Below are 14,574 nucleotides of genomic sequence, written 5' to 3'. Positions count from 1 at the left end.
CCCCTAATAAGGTAATCGCACTAATATTTCTGTTCCTTTTTCCCACTCCGTTACCCAATCCACCGTTCCACCAACAAAATTCGCTCTATCCCTCATGCTTTGTAAACCGATTGAACGTAGTCTTTTAGGTTCTTTCATATGAAATCCACACCCCTCGTCTTTCACAACCAATAAAACATCTGTAGGAGTAACCGTTAAATATAGTTCTGCTTGAAGTACACCAGAATGCTTGCGTATATTATTCAATGCTTCCTGAGCAATTCGAAATAGTGTTTCTTCAATAATTGCAGGCAGGTTAATGACTCCCTTTACCTTCACTGTCAATGAAAGTCCTAAAATATCTCCGTATCCTTTAAGACCTTCGATAATTCCTGACTCCAATCCTTTAGGGCGTAGCTGCCAAATGAGTGCTCGCATTTCTGTTAGTGCTTCCTGAGTTAAATATTGTATTTCTTTAAATGTATTTTTTATCTCCTGCTGCTCTGTCATTTCTATTCCACCGCGAGCAGTTAGGGTTACTGAAAATAATAATTGGTTAACCGAGTCATGTAAATCTCGTGCAAGTCGGTTACGCTCCTGTACGAGAGCTACTTGCTGCTCCTGCTTTGTGAGGAAAATTCGCTTAATAGCTGAGCCGATTTGAAAGGCTACCGATTCCAGTAAAGCAAGCTCTCCATCTGAAAATCGAATCGTATTCGGAGTAGCTACATTTAATAGACCAAAGTTTTCCTGACCTGATTGTAACGGTACCGTTGCATGGTGCGTAATGCCACCGCTATCTTCATTACTCATCTTTCTTGCGTTGACAATTCTTTTACATTCAATAATATTTGAAGCCTTTTTTAACTCCCCATTTTGAAATCTTGAAACACACCAACAGCCACCTTTTTGCAAATGTTTGCAGTCATTTTGCTGTAATGCATTTGGCAGATTTTCATGTGCAATTAGCTGTTGCTTCCCCTTTTCATCAATAAAAAATATCCAACCCGTTTCAAATAATGTACCCTCTAATAGTTTGTGCAAGGCACCCTGTAACATTTTTTCCATTTCTGTTTCTTCATTTAATAATTCTGCTATTTCTTTTAGTAATTCAATGTTCGAGAGTTCATTTGATAGCATGTAAACTCCTCCAGGTATGTAATTCATCTTATTCCATAATATCACTTATCCACTATTCTCAGTAGGATCTGGACATCATACTTTTGACCGAAAAAAAACAGGAAAAGCAAGTTCACTTTTCCTGTTTCTCTATTATTCTTCTAAATATTGATTCATCTTCAACAAAAAATCATCCTGTAAAGCTTTTAGTTTTTCTATACTTTCTGCTTCTGACCCACTAAGCACACCAAAATAATATTTAATCTTTGGCTCTGTCCCGCTTGGTCTCACACAAACCCATGAGCCATCTGCAAGGAAGTACTTAATAACGTTTGATTTTGGGAGGAATATTTCCTCCTCTTCTCGACCATCCGTGAATGTTCGAATTGAATGCAAATAGTCTTCTTGAGAAAGAACAGTAATTCCGGCAACTTCCGTAATTCTATTTACACGAACCTGTTCAAGTAAGTTTTGAATTGCATTCGCACCACTTACTCCTTTTTTCGTAACAGACCTGAGCCCTTCCAAATAAAAACCATGTCTTTCATATAACTGAGATAATACATCGAGTAAGGTCAAGCCTTGTTTTTTATAATAGGCAGCAGCTTCTACTATCCCTAGCACGCTTTGTACCGCATCCTTATCACGTGCAAAGTCTTTTATCAGATAACCATAGCTTTCCTCATAGCCAAATAAAAACTCAAACTCTTTGGTCTCTTCGTATTGCTTGATTTTTTCACCGATAAATTTGAAGCCGGTTAATACATCTTCTGTACTTACTCCGTAATATTCGGCTATTACTCGCCCTAAGTCCGAGGTAACTATCGTTTTAAAAACACGCCCATTTGCAGGTATATTCCCTTCCGCTTTACGCTGTGACATCAGATATTCGATTAATATAGCTCCGGTTTGATTGCCCGTTAAAAGCTCATATTTAGAATGAGTTTTAACAGCAATACCTACTCGGTCCCCATCTGGATCAACAGCTATTAGAATATCTGCATCATTTTTTTCTCCATATTGAATAGCGTATTCAAAAGCACTTTGCTCTTCTGGATTTGGAGATACTACCGTTGGGAAATCTCCGTCTGGATCCATTTGTTCATCTACATAGTAGATATGCTCGTAGCCAATCTCACTTAATATTCTTTTAACCGTTTTTCCAGATGCTCCGTGTAAAGGTGTGAATACTACCTTCAAATCAGTGGACGATGCTAATCCATCTTTTTCTTGAACTGTTTTTAGGGCATCCATATATGCTTGGTCCAACTGTTCATCTAATTGAATTACTAATTGTTTATCTGGATTTCTTTGATCGATATGGAGTGCATCTCCCGCATCAGTCACATGCTGGATAACTACCTCGGCGTCTGCTAGATTTAACTGTGCCCCATCCTCCCCATAAACCTTGTACCCATTATATTCAGGAGGATTATGACTTGCAGTAATGACTATCCCCATGAAAGCATGCAAATATCTTACTGAAAATGAAAGCTGGGGTGTAGTTCTAGGTTCCATATATAGATAAGCTTTTATACCATTAGATGCTAGCGTATTTGCTGCTTCTCGCGCAAACTCTGGAGAATATCTGCGACTATCATAAGCAATAACGACTCCACGCTCCATCGCTTCTGCTCCAGCTCCTTTAATATAAGAAGCAAGTCCAGTGGTCGCTTTACGAACAGTATACGTATTTATACGATTCGTACCAGCACCGATTTCCCCTCGCATCCCACCAGTTCCGAATTCTAAATCGCGATAGAATGCATCTTCTATTTTTTTTTCATCCTTTGCTAGAAGTTGAAGATCCTCTTTCCAATAGGACTCAAGCTCTGAGAAGTTATTCCATTGGTCAAAAAGTTGTCTATATCGCATAGGCTTGCTAACCCCTCTCCATCATTTTTTGTAATCGACACTGTAAATATCATGACGTCTATCTTTTAATTGTTTAACCGTCCCATCTTGACGTTGACGGCGGAGGATTTCTAAATCTACATCCCCTATTAAAACCATTTCTACATTCGGCTCTGTTTCCCCTACAATTCCATCACGAGCAAACTCAAAGTCAGATGGGGCGAAAATTGCGGACTGAGCATATTGAATATCCATATTTTCCGTTTGAGGTAAGTTTCCAACTGTACCAGAAATAACCGTATAGATTTGGTTTTCAATTGCACGTGCTTGTGCACAATAACGAACCCGTAAGTAGCCTTGACGATCCTCGGTACAAAATGGAGAGAAAATAATATTCGCACCCATATCTGTTGCAATTCGTGCAAGCTCTGGAAACTCTATATCATAGCAAATTTGAATCGCAATCTTACCACAATCCGTATCAAATACTTGAACGGAGTCACCTGCACTAATTCCCCACCATTTACGTTCGTTCGGTGTAATATGGATTTTATATTGTTTATCAATGGCACCATCTCGGTGGAATAAATAAGCGATATTATATATTTCCTCGTTCTCTTCTTCCACAAAGTGAGAGCCAGCAATAATATTAATATTGTAACGGATCGATAAATCCGAAAATAACTCCATATATTGCGGAGTATACTCTGTCAATTTACGGACCGCTTGACTTGGAGAGGGTTCGTTTAGGAATGACATTAGCTGTGTAGTAAAGATCTCGGGAAACACTACAAAATCTGATTGGGCATCGGACGCCACATCAACAAAATATTCACATTGGTTGGCAAACTCTTCAAATGAATTAATTTTGCGCATCATATATTGGACTGCACAAATTCGTACAGGATAGCTCGTTTTGAAATGTCGTTTAGAAAGTGGGATATAATCAATATTATTCCACTCCATCAGTGTTGCATATTTGGCAGATGCCTTATCATCTGGTAGATAGTTAGGATTAATACGCATCAATGTAAAGCCATTCATTAATTGGAAAGTTAAAACTGGATCATATATTTTATGGCGAGAAACAGACGTCACATATTCTCTTGGAGACATCTCTTCTGCAAATTTATGATAGTTTGGAATACGCCCTCCAATAATAATTGATTTTAAGTTGAACTGTCTTGCAATATCTTTTCTGCCTTCATATAAACGTTGACCAACTTTCATTCTTCTGAATTCTGGGTGCACCATGACTTCAATTCCGTACAAATTATATCCCTCTGGATTATGGTTTGTAATATAGCCTGCATCTGTCACATCCGACCAGGAATGGCGGTCATCATACTCATCAAAATTAATAATAAGACTTGAACAAGAACCAATTACTTTTCCATCCAGCTCAGCAACTAGCTGCCCTTCTGGGAAAATAGTTAAGTGACTACGTAAATGAGCTAATTTCCACGGGTCCATACCCGGAAAACATAATCGTTGAATTTCTAAAATTGACTCTATATCGGAAAAAGACGTTTGTCTTATAATCATGCTTTGTTCAAATGGAGATAAATCAAATTCTTCAGTCATTTTATCGGCTCCTCTTTTATTAAGTAACTTCATTATATAGCTCTTTTCACTTCAGATAAAATATTTTACATGTAATTAAAGAAGCATTATACTTTAATTTGAGTTCAAAGTAATTTAAAGGAGTTCCTATGACAAAAAAACTGGAAAATCTATTATTATTTATGTGGACAGTTGCCTTAACTTCAACACTAGGTTCCCTTTATTTTTCAGAGATAAGGGGATACGAACCTTGTGATCTATGTTGGTATCAGCGTATACTCATGTATCCACTTGTACTAATATTGGGGATTGCATACGTTCAAAAAAATCCGAAAATCGCAGTGACTTCACTTGTATTCTCTGTGATCGGTGGATGTATATCTGCCTATCATTATAGCATTCAAAAGCTGACTTTTATGCAGGAATCTGCACCGGCATGTGGGAGAGTTGCTTGTACAGGGGAATATATAAACTATGCAGGATTTATCACAATCCCATTTTTGGCTCTTATTGCATTTATTTTAATCGCAATTACAAGTGTTATAGTATGGAAGGACATCAAGGAGGAAAAATAACTTGAAGAAACTACTAATATTCGGTGGTATTATCATCGCGGTCTTTGTATTAATCTTTGTTTTAAACTCACAGAAAAACAAGGATGCATTAGCTAATAATCCATACGATACTAAGGATTTAAGACAATCTACCATTGATCTAATTGATGATCCGAACTATCAGAACATTATTTTACCAGAGGATTTGAAAAAAAAGATTGCTACTGGAGAACCTGTTACAGCTTATTTCTTCAGCCCAGAATGTGTTCATTGTCAAGAAATGACACCACGTTTATCTCCACTTGCTGAAGAAAATGACATTGAAATTGTCAAATATAATGTACTTGAGTATGAACAAGGCTGGGATGACTATCTTATCCAAGCAACACCAACAATGATCTATTTTGAAGATGGCAAAGAAGTTGTAAGAGTTGAAGGCGCTATTTCGAATGATCAAATTCAAGGATTCTTTGATGAAGTCGTTTTAAAATAACCAAAAGGGTCATGTCGAGTAGACAGACCCTTTTTTTTAAAGGAGTGGGAAAATGATTCATACATTAACATATACCGTACAAGAAGATGGTTTAACGATAGATAGCCTTTTCCAAGAAAAATGGAAACTTGGCAAAAAGTTAATACATGAGCTGCGCATGCAAAAAGCTGTTAGCAATACGAGTGGAGAACTTTTACAATGGAAGCTTCCTAACAAAAAAGGTGATGTACTTGTCATTAAATGGGAGGGTGAGTCCTCGAATTATCTACTTTCCGATCAAATCCCTTTGTATGTGGCGTATGAAGATGAGTATTTATTGATTGCTTCTAAACCACGTGGTGTATCGACGCATCCCAATGAAGAAGGTCAAAATCATACCTTTATGAACACCGTGACAAACTATTTGCATGGTAAAGGTCATCATTACGGAGAACATGTACATCGCATTGATGAAGGCACAAAGGGTTTAGTCGTCATTGCAAAAAGTCCTCTTGTTAAAGGTATGCTAGATCGTATGTTGGAAAATAAAACTATCGTCCGCACCTATGAGGCAATTGTAGAAGGACAAGTAAAAAATCAGCATGGTACAATTCGAGCAGCTATTGGAAACGACCGCCACCATCCAACTCGAAAAAGAGTTTCTACATCTGGTCAAAATGCGATTACACATTATGAAGTTGCTGGGAAACATGAGCAGTTCACGAAAATACATGCAATTTTAGAAACTGGACGGACGCATCAAATCCGTGTTCATTTAGCTCACCTAGGACATCCTATCGTAGGTGATGAGCTATATGGTGCTAAAAAAACACCTACGAAAATGTATGAGCTTCATGCTTTTAAAGTTCAATTTAATCACCCAATCACAGGTGAAGTACTTGTTGTGGAAGATAAACGATAATATAGGTTAGAAAGGCTAGCGAAACTCGCGCTAAAGCGTCTCTATGTTGCGGATAAATAGCGGAATGTTGCTCATAAGCAATAAAAGTTGTGCATAAACATGCCAATGTTGTGAATATACCTTCGGATGTTGCACAAACGAAAAAGCAGATGAGAGATTTTCATTTCTCATCTGCTTTTTTTAAAGTCTAAATATTTTTATCCAACTTCACTTCAAACTTAGGATTCGTTACATATTCCATATATTTTACCTTGCCATTAAAGCTTTCATATGCCTCATATCGTGCTCTAACAGCAGCTGCAGTAACGAATTCTAGTACTTTCTCTTTCTTAACCCAACAGCTCTCAGACGTTTCCTCTGAGGTACTTAGTATTCCACCAATAGGCTTACATACAAAATCGAACATTACTTTTGTAGGCACATCTGTAACTTCGTCATACCATTTATAGATTCCTGTATTTGAATAGGTTCCTATTAAGTGGCCTACTTCTATATCAATTCCGCTTTCTTCTTTAACTTCTCGAACTAACGCATCTATTAGATTTTCTCCAACCTCCACTTGACCACCAGGATAGACCCATCCTCCATGCTGCGTTTTTACTAACAGAATTTCCCCTTTCTAATTTTCAACAATTCCCCCAACAGCCACAATATGCGTAGGCATAATCATTCTACCTTTCCTCCTTCTTATCTTTCCTCTTTCTTCTATAAATAAAAGCACATATTGTAAAAATTGCCAATATAAGAGTACCAGCCGTTCTTACAGCTAGATGATATTCAGTTGGGAGAGTTATAAACAAGATAATAGAAACAATAGTAATCGGCAACATCACATAAAACCACAAGCGAACAATTGGATTGCGAAAACTAACTTCAAAACGATCGTCCATCATAATTCCACCTTTAATGAATGTCGTTCATATTTTTTCCATTTAGCAAAGACATAGCAAAATTGCATAACTATTCCTATTATCAAAATTCCTGAGAAAAGAATAAATTCAATTTGTGACCAGTCAGCTAATTTATAAATAATGATAAGACAAAGAATAACAAGAGGAACTGACCACAATATTCGAATCAATTTTCTCCTATAGCTTAACTTATAGTAAGCAAATACAAATCCTTTATCGACTTTTTCCTTATTTCTATAAATAGTTGCTGAAATCCAACTCACAATCAAGCATATAACCACTATAATGTAATTAGCATAAGAGATAATTTTTCCTCCTTTATAATTTAGTATTTTGATCCTCATGGGTACATTTATATTAGTTTTCAATTAGAAAATTTCTTGCCATATAATAAGCACTAGCAGTAAATAGCTGCGTTTTAATCTCATTCCTTTTTAACAAAGAACTGAATAACTCAAAATCAATTAGCCTTATATTTATCTCTTCGGTTTCATCTAAATCTTGTTCATATTGTTTAAAAGCATCTACTATAAGATAGGTTTTTATTTTGTTATTTTGTGTGGCAGGATTTATCATAAATTCACCTAACAAAATAGGTTTTTTATATGAAACAAAGCCAGTTTCTTCTCTAATTTCTCTTATAATACCTTCTTCATCCGTCTCATTTTTTTCTTTTTTCCCAGCTGGAATTTCTAAGTAAATATCATTTCCAGCATGTCTATATTGTTCGACAAGTAGCATTTGTTTTTCCTTTGTAAGGACAATCGCATTCACCCAATCGGAATATTCATTTACATAATAATCATCGATAACAATCCCATTAGGGAGCTCGCATGTATCTTTTCTAATATTTCCGTATGGACTTTTATGCACATACTCAGATTTTAACATTTTCCACTGTTCCATATTTATCACCGCTTAATCCTTTATTTTATCATCTCGTTAAAAATATAAAGATTGTACAATGCAGGGATTAGCAAGCCAACTCCTAGGCAAATTACTGCTCCGAATTTAGATTGTCTAGTTAATCTAGCATCACCTTGCTTTAAGTATTGAAAAAAAGTAAGTGTAAAGTAAAAGCATAATATTATAAATACCATAGAAAATATTCCTACCCAATTCCCTGTTCCCATAAAATTTCGCATTTACGTTTCCCCTATCGTTATTTACTGAAGAATAATAGCAAATAAAATATACAAAACCCCTAATCCTATTTCTCTTCTTATGATCTTCTTACTTGCTTTTTGAAGATAGCTTTCTATTCCTTCTACAAATGAATTAATTCCTACAAACACGAACACTAACTTCACATAGAAAATATCGATACCGTTTAAAATGGCCATTATTAGCATAGTAATCATCAAGACTATCAATACCAGCTTTAGTATTATGAATGGTGTACTACTTTTTTTCTTGTTCGTATTTTCAAAAAATATACTCATCAATGAACCTCATCTAATATTTATTAAACTATATTACTAATACGTTAAAATATGTAATAGGTTTCATTATTGAGTAATATTTTCCAATCCACAAAAAAATACACGATATTACTTTTTAAGTGAAAAAGTACTATCGTGTTAGTTTAATTTTAATTTTATTAGAAGAGTTATATCATATTGTTGATTTCTATTACACTAGTTTAGCCCTTATGGGTGAGCTGGTCTGAAGATAGGATCTATATATGACCTTGCATCGGCATCGTGTTTAATAGAAAATTTCAATTCTAATTAATAGTTAAATACTGCTCATTTTTAATTGAAAGGAAAGTCGGCGACTCCAGTGGGAACAGCGAGAAAGTCGAGACCCCGCAGGGAGTATTCATAGGAACGTAGGCTGTATTTTGTTTCATATTCAGACAATTTGTGAACAGTAGTTTACTTACCCGAGGAGGCTCGGTCTCGCCCACGGAAAGCGCCCGACTGAAACGGAAATCCGTAGAATTATTTGTTATTCAAAACTAAAGTTATCCGGATCTTTTCCTGTACGCTCATTTAAGTTAAGTGCATCAATATTTTTCATATCCTCGAATGACAACTCAAAATCATATACATCCATATTCTCCGCAATTCTAGATGGATTAACAGATTTAGGAATAACGATTAAATCATGTTGCAGATGCCATCTAATAATTGTTTGAGCAGTTGATTTACCATATTTTCCACTAATACGTTGAAGTGTTGGCTCTTCTAGTAAATGACCTCTTGCAAGTGGTGACCACGAAGTTATCGCAATTTCTTGCTCCGCACAATACTCACGTAAATCAAACTGAGTGAGTCGCGGATGACATTCAATTTGGTTGACCATTGGTTTAACGTTAGCTTTAGCAGCAATCGCCTCTAAATGATGCTCATGATGATTTGCTACTCCAGTTGCACGAATTAGCTTTTCATCATATAGTCGTTCTATTGCACGATATGTATCCACAAAGGTTTCTTTAATTGGCCAATGGGTTAAATATAAATCTACGTAATCCATTCCTAATAATTGCAAAGATTTTTCGAATGCTCTCAGTGTTTGATCGTAGCCTTGATCTGTATTCCACACTTTTGTTGTAACAAATATGTCTTTGCGTGGAATATTTGATGCTCGAACAGCCTCTCCAACCTCTTTTTCGTTGGCATAAAAACTCGCCGTATCAATATGACGATATCCATAATCCAGTGCAGTTGTAATTGCTTGAATAGCGATATCGGATTCTGTCATTTTATAAACACCTAATCCGAGTCTTGGCATCTCTACTCCGTTATCCAATTGTTTCATTGATTGTATATTCATTTTTTTCATCCTTTCTTATAAGGAAAACGACTGAAATAAAGTGAAACTTTAATCAGCGGGGTTGCCACTGATTGAAATAAAAATGAGTTCAGGCAAATAACACCGCGTCCGGCGGCATATGAACATAGCTAAAGCCACACGAAGTGGCATTTTTCATCTATGTTCTACGTCGGGTTTTTACGAGCGGCTATCTCCCACTTTTGCTTTTTAACTTGGGTCAGCCCTGGTATGGTGTCTTACGGCGTGCAGGACGTACTAGTTGACCTGTCCGTTAATGCAGGATAAATCAGTCGTTTTCTCTTTTCTTCATGGAAGAAGTAACTTCTGATTGGGCTGGATCGGATACGCGATTATCTTCTTCCAACTCATTATTGTCCCTCATTCTATCCATCTGTTTTCCTAGTTGCTTTACTTCTTCCATATTCGTTGCCATTGAGCCGTTCTCTGGATCATTTTTGAATTCATTCATTCCAAAAATCACTCCTTTTCTTAATGTTAGTAGAATATTCGAAAGCTTGCAACATTCAAATGAACGATTTTCGTCAAATTTCATTTCTTCGCATTATTTCTTTTTCAAACAATTTAGGGTATACTAGGTGCAGAATACTATAGAGGAGGCACTCCATATGAACTTAATTCTTATTCTAGGTGTTTGTGTTTCATTTCTTGTTGCAATTTTAACTGCAGGATATGATGACAAACCAGGTGCATCTGAAAAATAATCTATTATTAAAACGGACGAGTCTTTTATGACATCGTCCGTTTTTTTATCTGTCTAACTACAGTGCCTCGCCCCTCGAGTCGTTTCAGGATGTCGGAGGCCCACAGGATGTGGGTCAGTCAGTCGTTGCGAAATGCTTTTTATTTTACGACGAGCTTTGCGCAGGAGCACCACGATGTCGCAACGACTGACTTCCAAAACATAGGCACTTGCGCTTTTCTAGTGTAAATTTGGATAGTTCTGCTGACGTAATGCTTCATAGACTAATATTGCTGCTGTGTTTGATAAATTTAGAGAACGAATATTATCATTCATAGGAATTCGTAAAGCACGGTCCGGATGAGCGTCGATAAACTCACGTGGCAATCCTTTTGTTTCACGCCCAAAAATAAAGAAATGATCTTTCTCAGAATCACTAAAATCAAATGTAGTATGTGGCTTAGCACCAAACTTCGTGATTAAATAATATTCTGCTGCTGGATGTGCTGCAAAAAACTCCTCTAGTCCATCATAATAGGTAATTTCAACATGCTCCCAATAATCTAATCCAGCTCGCTTTAACATTTTGTCATCTGTCGAGAAACCTAAAGGTCGGATTAAATGTAATTTAACCCCGGTTCCCGCACATGTTCTAGCTATATTCCCTGTATTAGCAGGTATTTCTGGTTGATATAAAACAACATTAATACTCAATTATTCCACTTCCTAGTTCTCTATTGTATAGTAGTCGAGCCCTTTTCGAATCTCTTCTATGACCTCTTCTACTTGTTCATTTTGTTCGGCTTCTTTAAGTGCAAGTAAGCCTTCTTCTGTATTTATCTTACCTATTGCCCATGCTGCAGTACCTCTTATTACTGGTCTAGCATCATGCTGCATTAAATCTATAAGCGTAGGAACAGCTTCCTGCTCTTTAAAATGTGCTAATGCGATTATAGCATTTCGCTGAATCGGATTCTTCCCTCTCCAAGCACCGGACATATGACCATACGTTTCTTTGAAAGTACGATTAGTCATTTTAAGTAAAGGAAGGAGTAAGGGCTTCACTAACTCAGGATCTGGCTTAAATGCTTCGTTATGAAGATTAGCTTTTCCTTTATTTTTTGGACAAACTGTTTGACATGTATCACAGCCATAAATACGATTGCCTATTTTCGCTCGAAACTCATCTGCCACCATTGTTTTCGTTTGAGTAATAAAAGCAATACAGCGCTGTGCATTTAACTGACCGCCTTCTATTAATGCTCCTGTCGGACAAACATCTAGGCATAACCGACAATCCCCACATTGATCTTCCATCTGCTCACTCGGAGCAAAAGGAATAGACGTAATCATTTCTCCTAGATAGACATAGGAACCAAACTCAGGGGTAATAATAGAGCAGTTTTTAGCACTCCATCCTATACCTGCCCGCTCCGCTACAGCACGGTCAGAAAGTTCTCCCGTATCCACCATGGAACGAAGTTTAGCTTCCGGTATATGCGTTAAAATATATAATTCCAATAGTGCTAACTTTTCTCGTAAAACGGTGTGATAATCTATGCCCCATGATGCACGTGCGAAGATCCCTCGTCTTGCACCTTTCACACTTTGTGGAGCATCCTTCATTTTTGAAGGGTACGCAATTGCGATAGATATGATACTACTAGCTTCGTCTAGCAAAATTTTAGGATGTACTCTTTTCTCAATATCAGGTTCTTCGAATCCGGAAGCATACCCTAACTCCTGCTGCCTGAGCAATCGATTTTTTAATTCGTGAAATGGAGAAGCAGAAGTAAATCCAATTTTATCAATTCCAATGGATGCAGCGTAATCTATGAGGTTTTGTTGAAACTGAATGATATTCACAAATGTTCTCCTTTCTTATGCTACACTATAGAAAATAAGTGTAAGGATGGTTGATATGATAGTAAAATTGGATGATTTAATTGTTGAAATAGAGCCCTCATATAAAATAGGCATTATCCATTATACCAAAATTGTCGTTACTTCTTCTCCCCAAATGCTTAAAGGACGTCTTCAATTATTTCAAGAACAACTTTTCTTTGAATTGGATGACAAAGCAGTAACTGATTTCGACGGGATAAAAGAATGGAGAGCTCTTTGGAAAAAGTTCGGAGCAGATCCAAACCGATACCGCCCTTCAATGGAAGCAATGTACAGAAGGATTGCAAAACAAAATTATATCACACCGATGCATTCTGCTGTGGATTTAAACAACTTCTTCTCTGTACAATATGAAATTCCAATGGGAATCTATGATGTGGCAAATATTCATGGTAATATAACTCTAACAATTGGCAATGAAGAAACAACATATAATGGGCTAAATGGAAGAGAAAATAAATTACGCAATATACTTACTCTTCAGGATGATATAGGACCATTCGGCAGTCCATTTGTAGATTCTGTTCGAACTGCTGTGACTGAAAACACTACAGAGGCTCTACAAGTCGTATTTCTACGACCTTCGATAAATAAGGAAGATGCTCTCAAATTGATTACTTCTATGGGGGCAATGTTCACCCAAATACATGGCGGAGATTTTGATACTACATTAATTGGTTAGTTTACACATACATGAAAGGGAGAATAATAATGGTGCTTAATATTTGGTTTAATAGATGGTTTTCCACTGTGTCACATTATATGGAGTCGATCCGAAATAACCCCGATCAACAGGAATTTGTTATTTACGGAACTCATCCCAATCCGGATACTGTGTATTTTAATTACTGTGATGTATCTGGTACTGAACCAGATATCGCTGGCGAAGAATATCTTCAGTTTTGTATTGACTATTGTATACAAAATAACATACATATTTTTGTACCGCGAAAAGAGAATGTCCTTATTTCCCAGCATCTAGATAAGTTTGATGAAATTGGCGTGAAGGTGCTAGTTTGCCCTGATGGTGATTTAATGGCTATGATGGACGATAAAGCGGCGATGTATCGTTCTTTGGAAATCCGAGAGACGGAAGGCAATTGTATCGTACCTATCCCTACCTACCGAGTTGTAAACAATGCTGATAGCTTCAAGAAGGCGTATGCCGAACTAAGCAACGATAATATGAAATTATGTATTAAACCAGTCATTGGAGAAGGTGCAAGTGGATTCCGTATTATAGATAATAATGCCGATACCATTCCATTTATCTTCAGTACTGCTTCCTCCCAAAAGATATCCTATGAAACAGCTTATAAGATTTTGCAAACAGAAGAGCATTTTCCTGATTTAATGGTTTTAGAATATCTTGATGGCTATGAGTATAGTATCGATTGCTTAGCCGAAGCAGATGGAACTTTGCTTACTGCAATACCAAGGAAAAAAGGTAATGGACGAATTCGAGAGATTGAATACAATAAAGAATTAATCGAAATCGCTGAGAAAATGGCTGCACAATATAAAATTCCTTATGTGTATAACATTCAAGTAAAATACAAAGATAATATACCTAAACTATTAGAGATTAACCCTCGAATGAGTGGAGGAATGCATATTAGCTGCCTTGCAGATATTAATATTCCTTATTATGCTATCAAGTTACTCCTAGGATACCAAGTAGAAGCTCTTCATCCTAAGTTTGGAGTCAAAGCAACTCATATTGAACAACCAGTAATATTATCATCTAAAGAACCTGCTATATTAGCTTAACCTCATATTTTGGATATAATAACCTTAAATGGTATACAATAGAATAA

General features: G+C 36.6%; 18 protein-coding genes. 5 read left to right on the top strand and 13 right to left on the bottom strand.

All coding sequences use genetic code 11. From position 1 onward, the window contains the following. Nucleotides 1-3: 3 nt before the first annotated feature. From MKY37_RS15675 to MKY37_RS15665, 3 genes are all read right to left on the bottom strand, one after another. Entirely contained in the window at nucleotides 4-1,119 is a 1,116-nt protein-coding gene (locus MKY37_RS15675) for a GAF domain-containing sensor histidine kinase (RefSeq protein ID WP_340778587.1), read from the bottom strand. 132 nt (nucleotides 1,120-1,251) lie between these two features. After that, nucleotides 1,252-2,973, bottom strand: a complete 1,722-nt coding sequence (locus MKY37_RS15670) for a phospho-sugar mutase (RefSeq protein WP_340778585.1) — start codon at nucleotides 2,971-2,973, stop codon at nucleotides 1,252-1,254. A 21-nt stretch (nucleotides 2,974-2,994) separates the two neighbouring features. Beyond that, nucleotides 2,995-4,536, bottom strand: coding sequence for a GNAT family N-acetyltransferase (locus MKY37_RS15665; protein ID WP_340778584.1), 1,542 nt, complete (start codon nucleotides 4,534-4,536; stop codon nucleotides 2,995-2,997). Nucleotides 4,537-4,664: 128 nt separating this feature from the next. On the opposite strand from MKY37_RS15665, the gene MKY37_RS15660 reads away from it, so the two are divergent. The 3 genes from MKY37_RS15660 to MKY37_RS15650 are packed head-to-tail and all read left to right on the top strand — an operon-like array spanning nucleotide 4,665 to nucleotide 6,463. Next, entirely contained in the window at nucleotides 4,665-5,090 is a 426-nt protein-coding gene (locus tag MKY37_RS15660; RefSeq protein WP_340778583.1) for a disulfide oxidoreductase, read from the top strand. Nucleotide 5,091: 1 nt separating this feature from the next. Continuing rightward, complete coding sequence (locus MKY37_RS15655) at nucleotides 5,092-5,562, top strand: thioredoxin family protein (protein WP_340778582.1); 471 nt, start codon at nucleotides 5,092-5,094, stop codon at nucleotides 5,560-5,562. Nucleotides 5,563-5,614: 52 nt separating this feature from the next. Continuing rightward, complete coding sequence (locus MKY37_RS15650; RefSeq protein ID WP_340778581.1) at nucleotides 5,615-6,463, top strand: RluA family pseudouridine synthase; 849 nt, start codon at nucleotides 5,615-5,617, stop codon at nucleotides 6,461-6,463. Nucleotides 6,464-6,650: 187 nt separating this feature from the next. Here MKY37_RS15650 and MKY37_RS15645 read toward each other — a convergent pair whose 3' ends face one another. The 10 genes from MKY37_RS15645 to queG form a co-directional block, all read right to left on the bottom strand. Next, nucleotides 6,651-7,070 (bottom strand): NUDIX hydrolase, encoded by a 420-nt coding sequence (locus MKY37_RS15645; protein WP_340779956.1) that lies wholly within the window; start codon nucleotides 7,068-7,070, stop codon nucleotides 6,651-6,653. Nucleotides 7,071-7,134: 64 nt separating this feature from the next. Continuing rightward, nucleotides 7,135-7,353, bottom strand: a complete 219-nt coding sequence (locus MKY37_RS15640; RefSeq protein WP_340778579.1) for a hypothetical protein — start codon at nucleotides 7,351-7,353, stop codon at nucleotides 7,135-7,137. Next, nucleotides 7,353-7,637: a hypothetical protein gene (locus MKY37_RS15635; RefSeq protein ID WP_340778578.1), complete on the bottom strand. Its 285-nt coding sequence runs from the start codon at nucleotides 7,635-7,637 to the stop codon at nucleotides 7,353-7,355. Before MKY37_RS15635 ends, MKY37_RS15640 begins: the two co-directional genes overlap by 1 nt. Before the next feature lie 94 nt (nucleotides 7,638-7,731). Beyond that, entirely contained in the window at nucleotides 7,732-8,280 is a 549-nt protein-coding gene (locus MKY37_RS15630) for an NUDIX hydrolase (RefSeq protein WP_340778577.1), read from the bottom strand. 20 nt (nucleotides 8,281-8,300) lie between these two features. Beyond that, entirely contained in the window at nucleotides 8,301-8,519 is a 219-nt protein-coding gene (locus MKY37_RS15625) for a hypothetical protein (protein WP_340778576.1), read from the bottom strand. Nucleotides 8,520-8,540: 21 nt separating this feature from the next. Continuing rightward, the gene (locus tag MKY37_RS15620) at nucleotides 8,541-8,816 is read right to left on the bottom strand and encodes a hypothetical protein (protein WP_340778575.1); all 276 of its coding nucleotides are present in this window, start codon (nucleotides 8,814-8,816) and stop codon (nucleotides 8,541-8,543) included. Between the two features lie 508 nt (nucleotides 8,817-9,324). Next, nucleotides 9,325-10,152 carry an aldo/keto reductase gene (locus MKY37_RS15615; protein ID WP_340778573.1) on the bottom strand — a complete coding sequence of 276 codons (828 nt, stop codon included), beginning with the start codon at nucleotides 10,150-10,152 and terminating at the stop codon, nucleotides 9,325-9,327. 286 nt (nucleotides 10,153-10,438) lie between these two features. Then, nucleotides 10,439-10,621 carry a hypothetical protein gene (locus MKY37_RS15610; protein ID WP_340778571.1) on the bottom strand — a complete coding sequence of 61 codons (183 nt, stop codon included), beginning with the start codon at nucleotides 10,619-10,621 and terminating at the stop codon, nucleotides 10,439-10,441. Nucleotides 10,622-11,092: 471 nt separating this feature from the next. Beyond that, nucleotides 11,093-11,566, bottom strand: coding sequence for a tRNA (uridine(34)/cytosine(34)/5-carboxymethylaminomethyluridine(34)-2'-O)-methyltransferase TrmL (gene trmL, locus MKY37_RS15605; protein ID WP_340778570.1), 474 nt, complete (start codon nucleotides 11,564-11,566; stop codon nucleotides 11,093-11,095). A gap of 12 nt (nucleotides 11,567-11,578) precedes the next feature. Beyond that, nucleotides 11,579-12,718, bottom strand: coding sequence for a tRNA epoxyqueuosine(34) reductase QueG (gene queG / locus MKY37_RS15600; protein WP_340778569.1), 1,140 nt, complete (start codon nucleotides 12,716-12,718; stop codon nucleotides 11,579-11,581). Between the two features lie 55 nt (nucleotides 12,719-12,773). Between queG and MKY37_RS15595 the strand changes: the two genes are divergently transcribed. Then, a complete protein-coding gene (locus MKY37_RS15595; RefSeq protein ID WP_340778568.1) occupies nucleotides 12,774-13,439 on the top strand; it encodes a B3/B4 domain-containing protein in 666 nt (221 codons plus the stop codon). 29 nt (nucleotides 13,440-13,468) lie between these two features. Then, nucleotides 13,469-14,527 carry an ATP-grasp domain-containing protein gene (locus tag MKY37_RS15590; protein ID WP_340778567.1) on the top strand — a complete coding sequence of 353 codons (1,059 nt, stop codon included), beginning with the start codon at nucleotides 13,469-13,471 and terminating at the stop codon, nucleotides 14,525-14,527. The last annotated feature ends 47 nt before the right edge of the window (nucleotides 14,528-14,574 follow it).

This window comes from Psychrobacillus sp. FSL K6-2836, assembly GCF_038003085.1.
In the GTDB taxonomy this organism is placed as follows: Bacteria; Bacillota; Bacilli; order Bacillales_A; family Planococcaceae; genus Psychrobacillus.
The sequence above is the reverse complement of the archived record's forward strand: the minus strand, read 5'-3'. Positions and strand labels throughout refer to the sequence as shown.

Excerpts from the sequence above, each read along its gene's own strand:
- MKY37_RS15675 (WP_340778587.1), bottom strand. The coding sequence starts at position 1,119 with ATGCTATCAAATGAACTCTCGAACATTGAATTACTAAAAGAAATAGCA.
- MKY37_RS15670 (WP_340778585.1), bottom strand. The coding sequence starts at position 2,973 with ATGCGATATAGACAACTTTTTGACCAATGGAATAACTTCTCAGAGCTT.
- MKY37_RS15665 (WP_340778584.1), bottom strand. The coding sequence starts at position 4,536 with ATGACTGAAGAATTTGATTTATCTCCATTTGAACAAAGCATGATTATA.
- MKY37_RS15660 (WP_340778583.1), top strand. The coding sequence starts at position 4,665 with ATGACAAAAAAACTGGAAAATCTATTATTATTTATGTGGACAGTTGCC.
- MKY37_RS15650 (WP_340778581.1), top strand. The coding sequence starts at position 5,615 with ATGATTCATACATTAACATATACCGTACAAGAAGATGGTTTAACGATA.
- MKY37_RS15640 (WP_340778579.1), bottom strand. The coding sequence starts at position 7,353 with ATGGACGATCGTTTTGAAGTTAGTTTTCGCAATCCAATTGTTCGCTTG.
- MKY37_RS15630 (WP_340778577.1), bottom strand. The coding sequence starts at position 8,280 with ATGGAACAGTGGAAAATGTTAAAATCTGAGTATGTGCATAAAAGTCCA.
- MKY37_RS15625 (WP_340778576.1), bottom strand. The coding sequence starts at position 8,519 with ATGCGAAATTTTATGGGAACAGGGAATTGGGTAGGAATATTTTCTATG.
- MKY37_RS15620 (WP_340778575.1), bottom strand. The coding sequence starts at position 8,816 with ATGAGTATATTTTTTGAAAATACGAACAAGAAAAAAAGTAGTACACCA.
- MKY37_RS15615 (WP_340778573.1), bottom strand. The coding sequence starts at position 10,152 with ATGAATATACAATCAATGAAACAATTGGATAACGGAGTAGAGATGCCA.
- MKY37_RS15610 (WP_340778571.1), bottom strand. The coding sequence starts at position 10,621 with ATGAATGAATTCAAAAATGATCCAGAGAACGGCTCAATGGCAACGAAT.
- MKY37_RS15595 (WP_340778568.1), top strand. The coding sequence starts at position 12,774 with ATGATAGTAAAATTGGATGATTTAATTGTTGAAATAGAGCCCTCATAT.
- MKY37_RS15590 (WP_340778567.1), top strand. The coding sequence starts at position 13,469 with ATGGTGCTTAATATTTGGTTTAATAGATGGTTTTCCACTGTGTCACAT.